This is a genomic window from Acinetobacter sp. YH12086 (assembly GCF_013419345.1).
GTDB lineage: Bacteria > Pseudomonadota > Gammaproteobacteria > Pseudomonadales > Moraxellaceae > Acinetobacter > Acinetobacter amyesii.
In genome coordinates this window covers 1-19,600 of the sequence record NZ_VPAF01000002.1, presented here as the reverse complement: position 1 = coordinate 19,600, position 19,600 = coordinate 1, and the positions used below count along the sequence as shown (strand labels likewise).

Annotated in this window: 17 protein-coding genes and 1 rRNA gene; 2 read left to right on the top strand and 16 right to left on the bottom strand. The window is 40.4% G+C overall.

The features are described 5' to 3' along the window. Positions 1–122: 122 nt before the first annotated feature. Positions 123–653: a gamma carbonic anhydrase family protein gene (locus FTU29_RS03320; RefSeq protein WP_078191181.1), complete on the bottom strand. Its 531-nt coding sequence runs from the start codon at positions 651–653 to the stop codon at positions 123–125. Between the two features lie 35 nt (positions 654–688). Next, positions 689–1,297, bottom strand: coding sequence for a CoA pyrophosphatase (locus tag FTU29_RS03315; RefSeq protein WP_180120414.1), 609 nt, complete (start codon positions 1,295–1,297; stop codon positions 689–691). A gap of 126 nt (positions 1,298–1,423) precedes the next feature. On the opposite strand from FTU29_RS03315, the gene FTU29_RS03310 reads away from it, so the two are divergent. Beyond that, positions 1,424–1,972 (top strand): NUDIX hydrolase, encoded by a 549-nt coding sequence (locus FTU29_RS03310; RefSeq protein WP_180120412.1) that lies wholly within the window; start codon positions 1,424–1,426, stop codon positions 1,970–1,972. 67 nt (positions 1,973–2,039) lie between these two features. Here FTU29_RS03310 and FTU29_RS03305 read toward each other — a convergent pair whose 3' ends face one another. The 6 genes from FTU29_RS03305 to FTU29_RS03280 all read right to left on the bottom strand — a co-directional run bounded on the left by FTU29_RS03305 (position 2,040) and on the right by FTU29_RS03280 (position 10,387). Next, on the bottom strand, positions 2,040–4,055 hold the full coding sequence (locus FTU29_RS03305; RefSeq protein WP_180120410.1) for a hypothetical protein: 2,016 nt from the start codon (positions 4,053–4,055) through the stop codon (positions 2,040–2,042). A 22-nt stretch (positions 4,056–4,077) separates the two neighbouring features. Beyond that, positions 4,078–5,427: a putative pilus assembly protein FilE gene (gene filE, locus FTU29_RS03300; RefSeq protein ID WP_180120408.1), complete on the bottom strand. Its 1,350-nt coding sequence runs from the start codon at positions 5,425–5,427 to the stop codon at positions 4,078–4,080. A 14-nt stretch (positions 5,428–5,441) separates the two neighbouring features. Then, positions 5,442–7,106: an OmpP1/FadL family transporter gene (locus tag FTU29_RS03295; RefSeq protein WP_111884775.1), complete on the bottom strand. Its 1,665-nt coding sequence runs from the start codon at positions 7,104–7,106 to the stop codon at positions 5,442–5,444. 12 nt (positions 7,107–7,118) lie between these two features. Further along, positions 7,119–8,318, bottom strand: a complete 1,200-nt coding sequence (locus FTU29_RS03290) for a hypothetical protein (RefSeq protein WP_180120406.1) — start codon at positions 8,316–8,318, stop codon at positions 7,119–7,121. Between the two features lie 60 nt (positions 8,319–8,378). Beyond that, positions 8,379–9,212, bottom strand: a complete 834-nt coding sequence (locus FTU29_RS03285; RefSeq protein ID WP_180120404.1) for a C39 family peptidase — start codon at positions 9,210–9,212, stop codon at positions 8,379–8,381. Positions 9,213–9,409: 197 nt separating this feature from the next. Then, positions 9,410–10,387: a DUF6160 family protein gene (locus tag FTU29_RS03280; protein ID WP_180120402.1), complete on the bottom strand. Its 978-nt coding sequence runs from the start codon at positions 10,385–10,387 to the stop codon at positions 9,410–9,412. A 255-nt stretch (positions 10,388–10,642) separates the two neighbouring features. Between FTU29_RS03280 and pabB the strand changes: the two genes are divergently transcribed. Then, positions 10,643–11,983, top strand: coding sequence for an aminodeoxychorismate synthase component I (gene pabB, locus FTU29_RS03275; RefSeq protein ID WP_180120400.1), 1,341 nt, complete (start codon positions 10,643–10,645; stop codon positions 11,981–11,983). Between the two features lie 118 nt (positions 11,984–12,101). Here the strand turns inward: pabB and hisC are convergent, their stop codons facing one another. The 8 genes from hisC to rrf all read right to left on the bottom strand — a co-directional run bounded on the left by hisC (position 12,102) and on the right by rrf (position 19,596). Beyond that, on the bottom strand, positions 12,102–13,199 hold the full coding sequence (hisC, locus tag FTU29_RS03270; RefSeq protein WP_180120398.1) for a histidinol-phosphate transaminase: 1,098 nt from the start codon (positions 13,197–13,199) through the stop codon (positions 12,102–12,104). Positions 13,200–13,380: 181 nt separating this feature from the next. After that, entirely contained in the window at positions 13,381–14,682 is a 1,302-nt protein-coding gene (gene hisD / locus FTU29_RS03265; RefSeq protein ID WP_180120397.1) for a histidinol dehydrogenase, read from the bottom strand. A 201-nt stretch (positions 14,683–14,883) separates the two neighbouring features. Beyond that, on the bottom strand, positions 14,884–15,585 hold the full coding sequence (gene hisG / locus FTU29_RS03260; RefSeq protein WP_180021457.1) for an ATP phosphoribosyltransferase: 702 nt from the start codon (positions 15,583–15,585) through the stop codon (positions 14,884–14,886). Beyond that, complete coding sequence (murA, locus tag FTU29_RS03255; RefSeq protein ID WP_078191193.1) at positions 15,585–16,841, bottom strand: UDP-N-acetylglucosamine 1-carboxyvinyltransferase; 1,257 nt, start codon at positions 16,839–16,841, stop codon at positions 15,585–15,587. Before murA ends, hisG begins: the two co-directional genes overlap by 1 nt. Before the next feature lie 6 nt (positions 16,842–16,847). Continuing rightward, positions 16,848–17,099, bottom strand: coding sequence for a BolA family iron metabolism protein IbaG (ibaG, locus tag FTU29_RS03250; protein WP_078191194.1), 252 nt, complete (start codon positions 17,097–17,099; stop codon positions 16,848–16,850). Between the two features lie 135 nt (positions 17,100–17,234). After that, positions 17,235–17,567, bottom strand: coding sequence for a ribosome hibernation-promoting factor, HPF/YfiA family (hpf, locus tag FTU29_RS03245; RefSeq protein WP_078191195.1), 333 nt, complete (start codon positions 17,565–17,567; stop codon positions 17,235–17,237). A gap of 169 nt (positions 17,568–17,736) precedes the next feature. Continuing rightward, the gene (locus FTU29_RS03240) at positions 17,737–19,191 is read right to left on the bottom strand and encodes an RNA polymerase factor sigma-54 (protein WP_180120395.1); all 1,455 of its coding nucleotides are present in this window, start codon (positions 19,189–19,191) and stop codon (positions 17,737–17,739) included. 290 nt (positions 19,192–19,481) lie between these two features. Next, positions 19,482–19,596: ribosomal RNA gene (gene rrf / locus FTU29_RS03235) — 5S ribosomal RNA — on the bottom strand. Between the last annotated feature and the right edge of the window lie 4 nt (positions 19,597–19,600).

Below are 19,600 nucleotides of genomic sequence, written 5' to 3'. Positions count from 1 at the left end.
ATGATACTCCACTCCATCGCAGTTCGCGAGATTTTCCACCACAGACTCAGCGCTTTCTATATTTAATCTATAAAAAAGCCTGGAAAAACGTCGAGGCTTTTTTGCTTACCATGTATAACTTTTTAAAGTTCAGCGACTTCGAGTTGAGTAAAATGTTTAAAATGAGCGGCATAGTGCATGGCACTCATTTTTAGACGTGCTTCGGCTTGTTCATCTAAAGTCTTGACGACTTTACCCGGTGAACCCATCACAACAGAATTATCCGGAATCACCTTCCCTTCTGGAATTAAAGCATTCGCACCAATGATGCAATTTTTACCAATCACAGCATGATTTAGAACCACGGCATTGATTCCAATCAGACTATTATCTCCTACGGTACATCCATGTAGCATGGCTTGATGCCCAATCGTGACATAATCGCCAATGGTCATTTCAATGCCCGCATCGGTATGCAGCACCGCATTTTCTTGTACATTGGTAAAATCACCCAGTTTGATACGACTGTTGTCCCCTCGAATGACGGCTCCGAACCAGACACTCACTTCTCGGCCTAATTCAACTTGCCCAATGACCGTTGCATTTTCTGCAACCCAACCATCCCAAGGTTGATGCGTGGCTTTCGGGCTATATCCTTGAAATTTGTACAACATGATCAAACATCCTATTTTGACTTTCTAAAAATGATTTATGGCTCACGGCCCAAATGAAATGAAGGAGAATTTAATAAAAAAGGCCATTCTTTTTGATAATTCAGACCATATTGAAATAAGGAAATCAGCATCCGTGCAGTCAAGCCCCATACGATTTCGTTTTCGATTCTTAAACTGGGAAAATAAAGCGATTGGTGGGCAAAACGAACTTCATATGGCGTTGGCGGTGTTTCTAAAAGCTGTCTTAATGATGCAAAAAAAATACGGTCAATTTCAGTTGGTTGAGGTATTAAATTTACGTCAGGCGGGATCAATCCCACGATCGGTTTAACCAACATCCCATTCCGTGCTTTTTGCATTGGTAAATCACCCAAAAGTTGCACATCAAATGGATTTAGAGCGGTTTCTTCTTGAGCTTCTCTTAAAGCCACCACGATATTACTGGTGTCTTGGGCATCACGTTTGCCACCGGGAAAGGACACCTCACCGGCATGATTATTCATATAGAGTGAGCGGCGGGTCAATAAAATGCGTGGATTATCTTCTTGGGTAATCGCAATCAATACAGCAGCATGCGCAGGTTGAATACGCTTAGAAAAACGTAAACGTTGCTGCAATCGCTGAGTCAATAAACCCTCATCCATCCACATTACATCCTTATAATTATCTTGTTGTCATCATAGCTGAATTTCGGCCAAGCTGGTTAGAAATGATGCCAAAGTTTTATTTTTAAGTTATTCTGACGGTTCACACAATCCATGACGATGAATATGAACTTTTGCTCAAACTGCGGACAAAAAACAAAAGAAGCGATCCCGCTTGGAGATCATCAGATACGCCGTATTTGTACCGCATGTGGGTTTATTCATTATGTGAATCCTAAAGTCATTTGTGGTGCTTTAGCCGTTTGGGACAGTCAAGTTTTACTTTGCCGTCGAGCGATTGAGCCACGCTATGGGCTGTGGACATTACCCGCTGGCTATATGGAACTCTATGAGACAATGGAGCAAGGCGCAGCACGTGAGACTCGCGAAGAAGCCGAAGCAGAAGTCAACATTGAGCAACTGTATTGCATGTATAACATTCCCCGTATTGGGCAAATTTATGCCTTGTTCAAATCTGAATTAATCAATGGAGAATTTGGTGCGGGTGATGAAACCATTGAATCACGATTATTTAGTGAAGAAGATATTCCTTGGGATGATTTAGCCTTTCCTAGTGTGGAAAGAACGCTGCGGCATTATTTTGCTGACCGCAAAACAGGTCAGTTTGAAATGCATCTCGAAACCCTTGGTACGCGACTCGATCACACAGGTTAATTTGCTGCTCTCAATATTAAAAAAGCCCATCACGGATGGGCTTTTTTATTTTACTCATATTTGACGATTATTTTGCCTTGATGGTGTAACAAGGGGCCAATTCTAAAGAAATATCACCACCGCTTAACTTTGCCATTTGAGCAGCAGCAGTATCATTTGGATTTTTTAAGCTATAAATATAACTAAAGCTGGCCAAACTATTCCCCCACTTCACCACTTTATTATCCGAATCTGTCAAAGCAACGCCAGAGGGACGTGTGCCTGCATTGGCATTAATCATATTGTGTAACTGCACTAAAGCACCGCCTACAACCATTGATGTATCCGCTGAAGTTTTCACACTTGAGTTCATTCCAATCAGCGCGCCATCAAGCGTATGGAAATATGGGTCAGCTAAAATCATACGAATCGAAATGGTATTTGGATTGATATTTCCTTCAGGCGTAAAGGTACGGGTTGTCGTTCCGATACGGTATTGCTGTACACCTTTTTCATCTTTCATTAGCAGTGGATCGAGCACATCTTTTCCGCTACAGCCTTCCGTCGCGTGTGTAGACAAATCGACAATTTGGCTATCTTGACGAGTAAATACATCGTCTGGCACGCCAGATTTTATATTTGTGCGAATATCACCATTACGGTCAATCACCACACCCAATTTCACTGTTTTAATCGAAGTATCGGTAAATTTAAAGGTTAAATCTGCATACAAGGGGAAGATATAATTTTGTCCAGCAGCAACATTTTCAACAGACTTAAAGACTTTTTTGTCTAAATACGACAGCGGATAAAGCTTGTATAAATCCATCGTGCCTTTAAATTGCACTTGGTTAATGTTTTGCTCCCACAGGCCTAATTTTTTCTTATCATCGGCCGTCAGAACATAATCATCTTTTTTAGCCATTAACGTTTTATATAAACTTCCACCTGTACCGACCACCATTTTGTCGGCAAGTAGCGTTCCTTGTTTAATAATCAAAGGGCCAGAGTTGGCTTCTTCTGCATCAAAACGGAAACCCAGTATGCCAGGTTTATCAATTTGCTTGGTAAGCGGATCAATCCAATTATCCTGTGGCGTTGCTGTTAAACGTGTTGGTCGAACCTGCGTCAAGAGCAAGACATTCACACCACCAATGGTACTCAACTGTTGATCGACTTTGCCCTTCCACTGTAAACCACTACCAAAGGTCATACCTTGGCGGTCCGTCATTAACATGAAATGACCAAATAAATTGACTTTTGAACTATCGGTCGGCAAACATTCATTTTTGTCACAGCCGACCAGTCCATTTGAACCACTGGCATTGGTAATCACACCATCAGTTGAAAACAACGCAAACTCTGGCTGGTAAACCGCAGCCGTTGAGATATTCATGAGTTTTGAAACTAAGGTAAATGCATTTTCATTGCTGACTTCGGACAGGTCTAGCCAAGGTGTAAACAGGTCATTGAATTCCGTATCTGAACTGATACTGAAATCTGCTGTCGCGACATTTCGAGTGATTTGATCAATCAATACTTTATCTGCATTGTTGATATAAACCGCTTGGATATCTGTAGCTGTAACTGCGCTGTTATTTTTCAAAGCCAAGGCTTGAATAATTTTAGCCAAACGCATGGCCACTTTAACCGTTGCGTCGGTATTTGCAATCGTTGCAGCAGGTTTACCCGCGATGCCAGCTGCCAAATCCAATAAGGTCAAGCGTGGAGGTGTCGTACCACTGGCTACATTGGAAATTTGCTTCAAATCTACTTTACCCAAATCAATTCGACGTGATTTTTCACCTTGGACAAAGAAAGTTACCGTATCGCCAATCTTACAAGCACCTGTCGAAACACCTTCTTTTAGATCAAATAAAGTAGTGTAGGTATTTTTAACGTCGCTCGAACAATTAAAATTCAGACCTTCAATTGGATAATCTAAAACGAACTCAACACAGCCTTCGGTATTACTTTTACAAGTACCATTGGTCGTACTGGTATCATAAATTTCAGGATTCACATTTGCACTTTCACCGCCACAGCCACTGAGCGCTGCAACCAATGCCGTTAAAGCAAACGGTAATAAAATTTTATTTTTCATCCTAATTCTCTTTCTTATGTCCTTAACGGATTGCTGTTAATTTAAGTTGGCCTTGATTGGTTAATACGCGGCCATCGATGTCTATTGCAGTTGCTAAAGGCGTTAAGAATAAATACTGGCTACCTTTAGGCACTTGAATCACGCCTTCAATTTTTTCATGGTAAAGATGATCCGCTTCACCTTGGTTATTTTTGAATCCACCTGCGCCTTCCATGACACATCCATTTTTGTCTAAAAATACCGCAAATGGCCAATAAAATGTAGGATTTTGTACTTTGGATGCAAATGAATGTATACGAATATTTTGTAATGGTGATTTTAGTTTTACGACTTCATAGTCAAATTCGTCAGACAATGGTGCTCGAGGCCATAAGTTAATATCTTGAGCTAAGTCGAGCTCTTTGGCTTTCTTCATTTTTTTATTCGAAAAACATTGCTGACCTAAACCTTGAATGGTGTCAGCTTGTGACACCCGATAATATGATGTGGCCAAAGTGATTGGGCCTGTATCTTCGGGTTGATTACGTTTAAATAAATTATCAATGACGGAGCGACTGACACCTTTTTCACGTTCAATGGTTTGCATCCGCGTTTGCCCCATCTTGCTATCAATAACGCCTTCGGGCATGGTGTAAAAGCGCTTTTTGCCTTCTAAGTTAAACTCTTTATCTTCAAGATATTCATTATTGACATACTTTTCACCAGCCATGGTCGAAAAGCCTTGCTCTTGTTTGGCCTTAGTTAATTGTTTTGACAGATTATTTTCTATGTTTGCATCTAAAGATTGTACGGATTGATCAGTACTGACTACTTTCTCAGCAAGGATCTTTTTCTCGACGACAGGTTTATCTTTTTCAGCTAGAACTATGGACTGATACGCTTCACGAGGTTGGGTTAGCTCTGATTGCTGTAACTTTTCTGTCCATGCGGTTGAAGGTACCACTTTTGCTGAAATATCTGAAGCTTGTGCTGACTTTTCAGATTTGCGAACTTTATCCCCTGAGACGTCTTTAATTTTATCTACTGTGACAGCTTTAATTTCATCCCGTTTTTCCGGCTCGCGTATACTTAAATGTTGAGAATTCACCGGTCCAACAGCCTGTGCTGTTGGACTCGTTTGACGTGTCATCGGTATCTTGGTTTGAGACGGACTAATGCTTACGGATGGTTGAATAATTTGTTGTACAGGTTGAGAGTCTATCGTTTTAGCAGTTGGACTTTCTTTAGGTTTCTTTGCTGGTTTTTCTTGCACTTGTACCACTATTGGGCGCCCATCTGGTCCAATAATGGTATGAAACGCCCCAGCGTTGGCATACGACACTTGCACCACAGACAGTGCAAGTAACGTTTTTATGAATAAAATCCTTTTCATTCTGTCTGCTTATCCTACCAACGAGTTCTGTAATTTAATCCTAGGATGGTGATTTTCGTATCGGTTTTTACATTCAGTCCAGCATATGGGTTTAAAAGTAAGTTATTCACACCGGTTAAGTTTGCAAGACTACTAGTATTCGCTGGAATGTTATCTTTACTGCGTAAAAAGCCGATTGATAAATCTAAATCCGTATCTGCATCAAAACGATATCCAATCCCCATACCAAAGAGCTGCGCACCATTAATTGGGACCATGGTATTTCGCTTACCATCTGGAATAGAGGTACTCCTTGGTTCATAGCCTGCACGTAATTTCAAACGATCTGTTGCAGAATATTCAATACCAATACCCCAGTTCCAAGGCGATGTAAATTTCAAAGGTAAGGCCAAAGAATTATCGGTCACATTTTCAGATAATAATTTTGCAATTTTCAGCGCTGAAATTTGACGGTCGAATTCAAAACGGAATTTGTCCCAAGCACGATAATCGGTCCAGCCCACATCAAAATTGATTTGTAAATCAGGCATGACCTTATATTTGATCCCGGCCTGTACGTGCTGTGGATATTCAAAATCCATCGAAACCAAACCCGACTCAGAGTTTGGTACGGCATTTGGGAAACCTAAAATGGCAGCTAAAATTTGACCTGTTGGTGATGACATTAATCCCTTAATCATCTCCTGAGGCGCTTTTGCATTATGAATGCGATAACGGCCTTTCATGCGCATTTTCGCCGCGCTTTGGTACACCATACCAAAACTAAAATCTTCGCGTGGCTCCCACAAAACCCCTAAGTTATAACTTGGGCTCAGTGACTGCTCTAAAGCCAATTCCATCTGACCAAATTTGCCAAATGGATTCATTCCTTCTTCGGTATTACACATCCCCAATAGCAAGATGTCGGTAATAATGTCCGAATTTTCCTTGAATGGCGTACAGACGACTTCATCAATCATCCTTAACATGCCGATCAACTCATTGGGAAATCGTAGATCTGATTTCAATCCAATGGCTTGATAGGACATCCCTACACCACCACCAATCGATAACTCATCACTAACTTGATAACCCACCGTTGGCGATAGATAAGTAATACGCTCTAGAGCAACTTGTTGCCCCATGAAATTACCTGGGTTGCCATTTTCAGCACCAAAACCCGCAATCAAAGGCGCATAAACGGCTGATGCAAATGTTGCTTTAGAACCCGGTGGATTATAGGCAATTCCCATCGTTGGCGCGGCAATGGGTTGTCCGGCACCAAAATCCACCATCTTTTTTAAGACAGGTACATATAGGGATGCATATTCAACATCACCAGAAACCTTATCTTTAAAGTCCGTACAGATATCTGCCGTTACTTCAGGGCCATCATTACAGACCATTGGGTCATCAGAATAACCAAAGACGTTATAACCCGCAGGAACGGTAAATTCACGTTGAATATCAAAGTTTGCAATGATCCCCTGCATATCGGTTTGCAAACCTTCAATTTTAGTTAATGCTGCAGGGTTAAAATGCACGGCACTAATCCCCGGAGGATCAGCAGTTACTGCATTCCCTAATGCAAGTGACCGTACATCAACTGAAAGGTTGGTACCCAATTGTGCAAAAGCAGCACTAGAACAGCCCGTTAAAACGATCGCACTAAAAAGTGGGCTGAGTCGAATTTTACGCATACGACAGCCCTCTTAACGAAGTTTTTTTCCAAAACCTAGAATATCTAACGGGAAAGAAAGTCCTAAAGACACATCTGGTGCATCTTCAGTTAAACCTAGCCCCACCGTACCATTCACAATCGTATCTGGAGATACACGTACACCTAAAGAAATTGCTAGAGTTGAACTGGTTTGGTCTGCAGGTGAATAGGATTCGCCACTGCTATACGTAAATTCTGCGCCAGTGTTGAAACTTTGTTGATATGACATGGTGAGGGAAACATCGTAGTTAAACGAGTATGCAAAACCGAATGCAAAACCACCACTAATTCCCGGTTCAAACTCTTCAATGACACGCGTACCACGACGTTGGTTTAAACCCGTTTCTTTGAAACCATAGTTAGCTGAGACAGATGCAAACAACACAACGGGGTCAATATATTTACGCGTACTCGCACCGATACCTGCCGAATAGTAACCTTTACCTGTTGCTAGATCATTTACCGCGTTGACTTCATATGGACTATCACCTGTTTTCGTAGACAAGTTACCAAATAAAATCAGTGGTAAACGACCTTGCTTCAATGGGAAGGGTTCCCAACGTGCGCCTAAAGAAATATCCCCTAATCCAGCAGTTGAAGTATCTTTTAATAAATCAGTTTTCGCCACTAAAGGCACAGATGCAGAGAATGTCAAATTGTCCATTACACCGTATTGCACGGTAAATGTATTGGTCATTGAGTGTGTTGCATTTTCTTGTACACGGAGTTGATAAAGTTGGCCTTGTGCCATTTCCATATCAAGTTGAGTATCACGGTAATAAGTATAATCGATATCGTAAAAAGATGATATTTCACCTTTTTTAATCAATGAATACTGACGTTCGTTCGAGCTAAATACTTCCTGTAAGTTAGCTTCTTGACTCGCATCACCCTCTTGCTGTTGAAGTGCTGTCGATGCCTTTTCAGTGGCAGTAGCACTTTCGACTTGTGGTGCCTCAGATTGTACTGGCTCTTCAACAGATTCATACTGTCCAATTTCAGGCTCGGCAGCAGCTTCTTGTGCAGTATCAGCTTGTTTTACAGTAGCAGGAGATACAGACTCTTCTACGACTGTCTCTTGTTCAACCGGATCATATTCTCCAAGGCTTGGCTCTTCAGCTGCATAGGCAACCCCCATCACCACCTGAATACTCATGGCTAGTAGTGTTTTGTTCATCCATTTACGATTCATGTTCCTTCCCACCGTTGTTATTTTTTTAATCCTGACACTTTGTTATACGCATTCATCTAATTATTTACTCTTGTAGTAAAGCCTTAGAAAGTTGTAATTCGATTTACCATATGACTCCGACTCTTCATTCATATTTTTATCAAGTCGTATCGTAGATGCCTTGTCTGCAATTTTTTCCATGTAAAACTGCGGATATTGAATATCAACCAATGCATAACGGTTCACGGTTGCATCTTCAACATGTCGCAAGTCTGAATCTTGCAAAGCCAATAAATTTTTACGTTGCTCAGGCGCAACATTGATTAAGAATAATGTGTCGTTTTCCCATATTTCTTGGAATCGAACTTCATCGAAACTGATATTGCCCAGTGCTGGATCTGCAACATAAACACGCCCATCTTTATAGGCTTTAAAAACCACAAAATGTTTAAAACCAGCATATGAAATGGGAACAATCGCAGGCTGACCTTGCTTAACTAGATCTGAAAACTCACCTTTGTAGCCCCCACTGTCTAGCCCCACAGCAGCGACAAAACGTTTCATGTCTAATAAGGAGAAACTTCGACGTTCGATGATTTTTTCAGTTTCACCAAATTTCAGCAAACCATTCATGGTCTGTTGCTCAGTTAACTGTGTCCCGACATAACCATTTAATAAAGTCGTTAAGGCCGCTGAACCACAACTGTAGTCGTATGCTTGCCGAACGATGCCTCGAAATTGATCTTCTATGGCAGGTTTAATTTTTACAGATTCACGGTGCATCCGAGTAAAGGAATCATTTCGTGAATCCAATGTTTCGGTATAGTGAACTGTTCCGACTGGCTTTTCTTTTAAATCGAAGGACTCTTTGGCAAAGTAATACATCAATGCCGAGCCTACAGCTATCTCTAACATATCTTCTAACTTTTAGTTATCGGCAATGATGTGCCTTTTTTCATTATTTTTTAGAGCTATTGCTCTACATCCATGTATTATGCAAGATACCTTTTTTTTTATAAAAAAACAGCATTTTTTTATGCTTTATTGGGTCATTCCGCACTTTTTTGTAAAAAAAAGCGCGTGATCAACACGCGCCTTATTTTTATTCTAAATTACTTACTAGAAATTGTAATTACAGAACCTTGGTTATATACACCCATAGCTGGGCTGTAGAATGTTTGTAAGCCTTGAACTTCGATATCACCAATTGAACCAGCGTCTTTACTTCCTAAATGAATACCTTTCACATAGTTATCAATTGGACCAGAGTTGCTTACCATTTGAATATAACCATTGTTTGTGCCTTCTTTACCATAAACACGAACATCTTGGTTAATCGTTAAGTCAGTTTTATTAGCATCAGCAACTTTGATGCTTTCAATGAAGATTTCACCTGCTTCGCGTGTAGCCGTTTTAGTTGATGCATCAAGGATACCTAGATCTTTAATTTCTAAGCCACCAACCATAGTTGTACTCAGTTTAATCATAGCCCCTTGTGGAGCAGCACCCAACTGAACATTTGCAGTCATTGGACCCGTTTTTAGAGAAAGTCCAGATAAAATTGCATTGTAGTTGTTATCATCACCGCCACGACGAATACCCGTAGTACCCGCTGTACCAGATGCAGTTACACCAATTTCACCAATTTTGATATCTAAACCAGACACATCCGCTGCGATGTTAATGAATGCACCATTTGCACCAGTACCCGCATCAGTATCGATACGTAAATCAGCTAAATTACGAGAAGCTAGAAGATAAGCACCACCGTTATCATAGTTTGCACCAATGATGATACCTTTGTTTTCTAATGCATCACCAGCAATTCCGTTACCTTGAATAACGATCGCACCAGCAGTGCTTGTACCGCCCGAACCAGCATTAACACCTGCTGTGCCTTTTGCAGCTAAACCATCGTTATCGTGAATGAAAAGCTTTTCAATTTCAATTTTAGAAATACCAATCCCGATGTTAATACCATCTTGACCAGTGGTTGAACTAAGTGCAGCATCGTCCATTGCTTGCATAGCCATAGCATTCGCACTAAATGCGATTGAAGAAACTAGAGCTAATTTAGTGAAATTTTTCATACGGTACTCTCCCAAGAGTATTTATTTTTTTTGATTTTCAACCACTCGATTTATTCAGCTGTAATATTATTTTGTGACAACTGTTAAATCTTTCCTTGAGTTGTTTGCTCGCTCGATTAAATTATATCCAAGCTGAAATTTGTTCAACTGTCGTTGGTCGCAATCTAATTCTTACCGATAAACGGTATTTGCAAACCAAATGAATTAGGAATGGTATAAAATCCATTTTAGTCTTTAAATTTAATTTCTCTGTTGATGCAAAAACCGATTTCTTTTAAAAAATTTATTCTCAAACAAAATGTTAGTGCTCAAAATATTTTGCAAGCGCTTGCACCCTTGTCACATGTGATTTTTTTAGAAGATCAAAACCAACCTGTTATTTGCTTTTTGGCAAATCAATATCAACAATTGAAGAATGATGAACTTAAAGCTTATGTCCGTACCAATTTAGATCAATATGAGGAATCTGATACTCAGCCCTTGCAAAATATTGCCTTCCAAGATTTATGTTCAAACTTAGGCAGCGGGTTTTCTGGGGGCTGGGCTGGTTTTATTAGCTATGATTATGCAGCGCAGCAACAGATTTACCTGCATGCCAAAGCGCAACCTCGCTTGTTTTTAGGACAATTTTCTAGTTTCTTAAGACTAGAAAATGATGGTTGGTATTTTTATAGTTCTGATCATTCTGCAGCTAAGATTTACGACTACATTGATCACCTAATTCAAACCGAAATCGCTCAAGATCGATTTAAATTAACGCAAAAATGTACTGCAAGATGGTCCAAGTCAGACTACACAAAAGCCTTTGATCAAGTTCAGGAATATATTAAAGCGGGCGATTGCTATCAAATTAATTTAACACAAGAATTCACAGCTCAAGCAAACGGTTCACTCTTAGATACCGCTCAAGAATTTTGGTCACTGACTGATGCACCATATTCAGGCTACTTACGTATTAATGATTTTGAAATTTTAAGTTGTTCGCCTGAACTTTTTATAGATTTTAAGCCTAAACGCAAGATTATTACTAAACCAATCAAAGGCACGATGCCTCGCTATGAAGATCCAGTTTTAGATGCGCACTCAAAACAACGATTAAAATCATCTGAAAAAGATATGGCTGAGAATGTCATGATTGTCGATTTACTGCGTAATGATTTGAGTGTTTATGCTGAAACAGGCTCTGTAAAAACACCAAAACTTTTTGATATTGAAAGCTTTAATCAGGTGCATCACATGGTCAGTGAAGTTGAGGCCGTGCTGAAAACCGATGTAAACCCTTTTGAGGTTCTGATGTCAGCACTGCCAGGCGGTTCGATTACCGGCGCGCCTAAAATTCGCGCGATGCAAATCATTGATGAACTTGAAGGTGCTCCTCGCGGCGCCTATTGCGGCTCGATGGGTTATTTTAATCACGATGGCACGGGCTCTTGGAATATTTTAATCCGCTCTATTCAAAAATACCAAGATCAGGTTTCGCTGTGGGCAGGTGGCGGAATCACCATCGCGTCTGATTGCGATGCTGAATATCAAGAATGCTTTGATAAAGTCGAAGCGATGCTGGATTTGTTAAACACGTGGTATACGGAAGATTAAACAAAAAAAGCGATTCAATTGAATCGCTTTTTTATAACCCTCCCCTTGCGAAGCAGTGCTTCTCACCTTTTCGAAAGGAAGATTAGGGTAGATTTAAATTTATAGTAACTTGCAGCAATCAAGCCAAAATATCGTTTTTCAAAGTATCTACAAGGCGCTGATTTTGTTCATCTGTGCCAATGGTGATCCGCAGGAATTGATTAATCCGCGGCTTATTGAAGTAACGCACAATAATCCCGCGTTCACGCAATTCAGCAGCCAACTCACCTGCATCTTTATTTGGCAATGAGGCAAAAATAAAGTTTGCCGCAGACGGCAATACCTTAAAGCCCAGCTCAGACAGCTGACCTACAAGTTTTTCACGGCTCGCAATCACCTTGGCATTTTGCGCTTCAAAATAGGCTTGATCCTCAAATGACGCCACGGCTGCTGCAATCGCAAAACGGTCCATCGGATAAGAGTTAAAGCTATTTTTTACCGCCTCAAGCGCTGCGATTAAATGCGGCTGTGCAATCGCGAAACCGACACGCAAACCAGCAAGTGAACGCGACTTAGACGTGGTTTGACAAACTACAAGGTTTTCATATTTCGCAACCAAAGCCACAGCAGATTCCGCACCGAAATCGACATACGCTTCATCAATCACAACCACTGAATTTGGATTGGCTTGCAACACTTCCTCAATTGCAGACAAACCTAAAGCAATGCTGGTTGGTGCATTCGGATTGGTAATGATGATGCCGCCATTCGGCTGTTTATAGTCATCCACCACAATTTCAAAGGCATCATTGAGCGGTATAATTTTAGTATTGGCCGCAATGCCAAAAAATTGGCTATAAACCGGATAAAAACTGTAGGTAATATCTGGATACAAAACCGGCAGCTCTTGCACAAAAAAGGCTTTAAAAATGTGCGCCAGCACTTCGTCCGAGCCATTGCCGACAAAGACCTGCTCAACAGGTACATGCTGCTGTTTTGCAATCGCTTGCTTTAACTCAGACGCATCTGGATCTGGATATAAACGTAAAACATCAGCAGAATTTGCCAATACTTTTTGTACTGCATCCACCACTTTTGGCGATGGCGGATATGGGTTTTCATTGGTATTGAGTTTTAAAATATTTTGGATTTTAGGCTGTTCACCCGGTGTGTACGGTTCTAATTCACGTACATCAGGGCTCCAAAAACGCATTTGTTCAGAGGTAATATTTGGCATTTTATTTTGCTCTTTTTCACCCTCTCCTAACCTCTCTTGCACTTCGCTTTAAAGGAATCCTTAAAGCTCGTTCAGGGAGAGGAATATTCATTTTATGAGATTTCCCCTCTCCTTTCAGGAGAGGGTTAGGGAGAGGTTTATATTTTTGGAAAACTAAGTTTTTCACCTAGTCTATATTTTCTTACTGATAACGATAGCGTGCTGAACGCGCATGCGCATCTAAGTTTTCCTGCTGCGCTAATGTATCAGCCGTTTTCGCTAAAGTTTTCACACCATCTTCAGAGCACATGATTAAGCTTGAGCGCTTTTGGAAATCATAAACACCGAGCGGTGATGAGAAACGCGCTGTGCCTGAGGTTGGCAACACGTGGTTTGGACCTGCACAGTAATCACCAATCGCTTCCGGTGTATATCGACCCATGAAAATCGCGCCGGCATGGCGGATATCTTCAGCCATTTCCTGCGCTTCATCTAAGCACAGCATCAAATGTTCAGGCGCAACTTGGTTAATCAATTCGGCGCCTTCAGCGCGGTCTTTGACTAAAACCAATGCGCCGCGGTTTTCGATTGAAGTACGCGCGATATCCGCTTTTGGTAACGCTTCTAAATGCTTTTCAATCCATTGTTCCACTTGATCTAAAAGATCCGCATCTGGCGTAATGAACACCGCTTGAGCCACAGTGTCATGTTCCGCTTGCGACAACAAATCCATAGCCAGCCATTCAGCATTGTTTTGACCTTCTGCATAGACCAAAATTTCGGATGGCCCTGCAATCATATCAATGCCAACTTGACCAAATACCGCACGTTTTGCTGCAGCAACAAAACGGTTGCCCGGGCCTGTGATTTTATCTACAGATGGGATGGTTTCTGTACCGTAAGCCAATGCTGCAACCGCTTGCGCGCCGCCAATGGTAAATACACGGTGTACGCCGGCTAAGTAAGCTGCTGCCAAAACCAATGGATTTAAATCGCCATTCGGCGCAGGCACCACCATAATAATTTCAGGCACGCCAGCGACATGCGCAGGCACAGCATTCATCAATACAGAAGACGGATAAGAAGCCAAACCGCCCGGAACATAAATCCCCACGCGGTCCAGCGGTGTGACTTTTTGACCAAGCGTATTGCCTAAAGCATCGACATAAGTCCAGCCGTCTTGCTTTTGTGCTTGGTGGAATTCACGAACACGGTTCGCAGCAAGTTCTAAGGCTTCACGCACTTCTGAACTTAAACCCTCAAATGCTGCTTTCAGCTGTTCTTGTGTCAGCTCTAATTCTGAGAATTGATGCGCTGGATGTCGATCGAACTGCTGTGTCAATTTAAGAACATGAGCATCACCATACTGACGAACATCAGCAATGATTTGGTCAACGGTTTTTAAAAGTTCTGGATCATTCACAGTTTCAAAAGCCAACAAGTCAGCAAAAGCTTGCTTGAAGTTTTGATCTTGAGTCGATAAACGTCGCATCAATTTACCCACAAGGTAATCTATTGGAAAAGATTAGTTTACCTGTTTTACAGCAGCTTGTGGACATCTATCGTATGTGTTCATGTGGAGTTTTATTGAAAATAACTTTCGTTAAAATTGGTGAAAATACAGTTTTAACATTATTTTTCAGTTTTCATAAAAAAACCGCCCAAATTTGAGCGGTTTGATCAGCATAGCTAGAAACTTAACAACTTATGCTTTTTTTGCTTGCTCGCGTTCTTCCACGGCTTTTTCTAGCTGTGCAAGAATTGGATTCAACAAAGTTTGTTTACGTTTAAAGCTTGCTTTGTTCACGATTAAACGTGAAGACACTTTACAGATTTCTTCCAAAGGCTCTAAACCATTGGCACGTAAAGTGTTCCCTGTATCCACAACATCGACGATGTAATCACCTAAACCAACCAAAGGTGCAAGTTCCATAGAACCATACAGTTTGATCACATCAACTTGCTCGCCTAAGCTTGCATAATATTGACGGGTTAAATTGACGTACTTGGTTGCAATCTTTAAACGACCTTTCGGACGAACCATGCCGACTTTACCAGCCGTCATTAACTTACAGTTGGCAATTTTTAAGTCCAATGGTTCATACACATTTTGTGCACCATGTTCCATCAGCACATCTTTACCTGCCACCCCAATATCTGCAGCACCATTTTCAACATATGTTGGTACATCAGAAGCACGTAAAATTAAAATACGTACGTGCTTATGGGTCGTTGGAAAAATTAACTTACGAGATTTATCCGGATCTTCCAATAAGTTAATGCCAGCTGTCTCCAACAATGGCAAAGTTTCTTTTAAGATACGTCCCTTACTTAATGCTAAAGTTAAACCATGATCAAAATTGCCCATTACGTCAAAATTGGGATCATCGTTTCTCATATCGCTCATTAACTTACTCGCTTAATTTGGGCACCTAAACCTTGTAACTTCGCTTCAACATCTTCATAACCACGGTCAATATGATAGATACGGTCAATCAACGTTTCCCCATCAGCGGCAAGTGCTGCTAAAACCAATGAGAAAGAAGCTCGTAAATCAGTTGCCATCACCGGTGCAGCAGATAATTTCTCTACACCTGTAACAACAGCATCATTACCTTCAACCTGAATATTGGCACCCATACGTGCTAATTCAGGTACATGCATGAAACGGTTTTCAAAAATCGTTTCTGAAATTGTGGCAAAACCACGACCAATTGCATTCACCGCCATCAGCTGTGCTTGCATATCGGTAGGAAATTCTGGGTGTGGTAAAGTCTGGAAACTTACTGCTTTTGGGCGTTTACCCATCATATCCAGTTCAATCCAATCTTCACCGCGCGTAACTTCCGCGCCCATTTCTTCAAATTTATCTAGCACAGACTCCAACAAATTAGGATCTGTATGTGTAGTTTTGATTTTACCACCTGTGATCGCTGCAGCAGCTAGATAAGAACCTGTCTCGATACGATCTGCAACAACGGCATATTCACAGCCATGTAAGCTTTCAACACCTGTAACAACTAAAGTATCAGTGTCCAAACCTTCGATTTTTGCACCCATCTTGATCAACATATTAGCAAGATCAGTAATCTCAGGTTCACGAGCCGCGTTACGAATGGTCGTTACACCGTCTGCAAGAACCGCAGCAGTTAGAATATTTTCAGTACCACCAACTGTGACCATATCAAAGACAACTTCGCCACCTTTTAGACGACCATCCACTTTGGCATGCACATAACCTGCTTCAACTTCGATCTCAGCACCAAGTGCTTCTAAAGCTTTTAAATGTTGATCTACAGGGCGTGAACCAATTGCACATCCCCCCGGCAAAGACACTTTTGCACTACCATAGCGCGCCAATAACGGGCCAAGCACCAAAATAGATGCACGCATGGTTTTCACGAGTTCATATGGTGCAAATTGATTATCTAAGCTAGAAGTATCTGCCTTAACCGTATCACCTTCATAACTGATTTGAACACCTAAACCTGCGATCAATTTCACTAAGGTGTTCACATCTTTTAGATTTGGAACATTGGTTAATGTAATAGGTGTATCCGCAAGGATAGTTGCAGCGAGTAATGGCAATGCAGCATTTTTCGCACCAGAAATACGAACTTCACCTTCGAGCTTAGTACCGCCCTGAATCAGAAATTTATCCATTAATTATTAAGCTCCGAATAAGCTTGCTTTGCGCCATTCTTCTTTGGTCATTGCACGAATTGTTACTGCATGTACTTCACCGCTGGCAATGTAGGAGTTCAAAGGTGCATAAACAGATTGTTGACGAGCAACAGGACGTTTCCCTTCAAATTGATCATCGACGATGCGTAGATCAAATTTGCCGCCTTGCCCACTAACTGCAACCTCAGCTTCTGGAAAAGCAGCTTTTAAAATTTCAGTGAGCTGTTCACTATTCATCACAAGACCCCATATAGGACTAACGGTGTAAAACCCGTCATTTTACTATAAATCTAAAAAATAATTCATTAGTCACATACATTATATATATAAAAAAAGAGGTTATAAAAAACCTCTTTTTGTACAATGTACAATCTAAACCGTTAAAGGCATATAAATGAGCTGCATTTTTCGATGTTTATGCAATTGTTTTTTTAATTTTTCAGACAATTTTTTGATCGAGGTATACATATCATCAGCGCAAGCTTGCGCAAAAAGTTCTGTCCCAGGTAATCGTATAATCGCTTCCGCAATATGGTTATCACTACCTTTTTTTGAACGTTTATCAACCTGATGATCTTTAGTCAGTTTGACTTGCATACTATTGACCTGATCTAAATGTTTGGTCATTTCCGCAAATTTAAGACGAATATTTTCTTCTATTGCTGGCGTAATTGTTAAATGGTGGCCACGAATTGTAATCTGCATAATTCTATCCCTCACCTTCTTTCAGGACTGGAAAAGTTCAAGCCGAATTATCCAACTCAATATGCGAAGCATACATTTACACGATCAGATCATTTCGGCTATTCCTTATATAAAAAAGAGATTCATTATTTCGTCATAATGAACCTCTAGAATAGTCAGATTTTCAAATTTAGATCAACACTTTTCGCTCTGAAGATGATGGAATATGTAACGATTCACGATACTTCGCAACCGTACGACGAGCAACATCAATACCTTCCGCATTAAGCAAAACTGCAATTGCATTATCAGACAAAGGCTTACGTGTATTTTCTTCTGCAATCAGCTTTTTAATTTTTGCACGAATTGCAGTCGAAGACGCTTCCCCACCCGATGACGTTCCAACATGACTTGAGAAGAAATATTTCAACTCAAATAATCCACGTGGTGTGAGCATATATTTATTTGTGGTTACACGGGAAACTGTGGATTCATGGAGTTCGACTTCTTCGGCAATGTCTCGTAGTACCAAAGGCTTCATTGCCTCAGGTCCTTGTTCAAAGAACGCTCGTTGATGCTCAACAATACAGGTTGCTACTTTTAATAAAGTTTTATGTCGTTCATCAATACTTTTAATGAAATTCTTTGCTTCAAGCATTTGATTTCGTAAATATTGATTATCGTCACTTTGATCTGCACGCTTGATCATATTGGCATAAAAAGAATTTACCCGTAGTTTTGGCATTACATCAGGATTTAATTGAACCAACCAATGTTCATTCTTTTTTAAGACCACAATATCTGGTATTTGATAGTCTGAATCTTTATCTTCAAACTCTTGCCCTGGATGCGCTTTTAATGTTTTTAACAAAGAAATGGCTAGTTTGAGCTGTTCTGTATTTAATCCCGTTTGCTTAATCAACTTGGGTAATTCATTGGTAATCAGCAACTCATAATTTTTCAATAATAAAATAGCTTCATATCGATATTCAACATGTTCAGGAAGATTTTCAACTTGCACCATTAAACATTCGGCAAGATTGCGTGAGCCTACCCCTACAGGATCTAGACGCTGAATATGCTTTAAAACTACTAAAACTTCGTCATCTTCGACTTCTTCTTCATAATCCATAGAGTCTAAAAGATGCTGAACCGATTGGGTAATTTCATTTAAGTCACAATCTAAAAAACCTTTGTTATCTAAAGCATCGATAATACAGTGTGCAATTAGTTTATCGATCATAGAAAAGTGTAAAAGATTAACTTGCTCAAGCATATGCGCTTGTAAACTTTGATGCCCCTGCCGATTATCTTCGCGCTCTTCAAATTCAGCAGCACCTAAACTTGTGGGTTGATGGGTATATACATCATCCCATTCTGTATCCACTGGTAACTCATCAGGTAAATGATCGGCATTTAATTCATTGGTTAAGTCTTTATTTTCCCTTTCTTGTTCTTGTAAGCTATTTAAACTTTCAACGGTATTTTGTTCTTCAACTTTCTCTAATAGAGGATTACTGTCGAGTTGGATTTGAATTTCTTGTTCCAATTCCAAACTTGAAAGCTGTAATAAACGAATGGCTTGTTGTAATTGAGGTGTTAATGATAAGGAATTGGCAACCTTTAACCCCATCGCTAATTTCATTAATAACTCCCCCTATAATTAACCGCACTTTATAAGCAATTTTTATGCCGTTTTATTTTTTATAGCATAATTTCGAAGAGAACGCCCGATTTTTTGTCTTTTTTAGACTCATTATTCAGCTAATTCATTCTTCTATTAGGAACAATTCGCCTTATAAATGAATTATATAATTAGATTTCTTATTCATTTTACTCCGGCTGTCACTGTATTTTTTGTTTTTCATTGTTCTTATTATTTTTCCCGGTATAAAAAAACACCCCCTGACTAGTCAGGGGGTGTTTCGAATAATGAGCTGGCGATGACTTACTCTCACATGGGTAACCCCACACTACCATCAGCGCTAAGAGGTTTCACTTCTGAGTTCGGGAAGGGATCAGGTGGTTCACTCTTGCTATTGTCGCCAGCACAA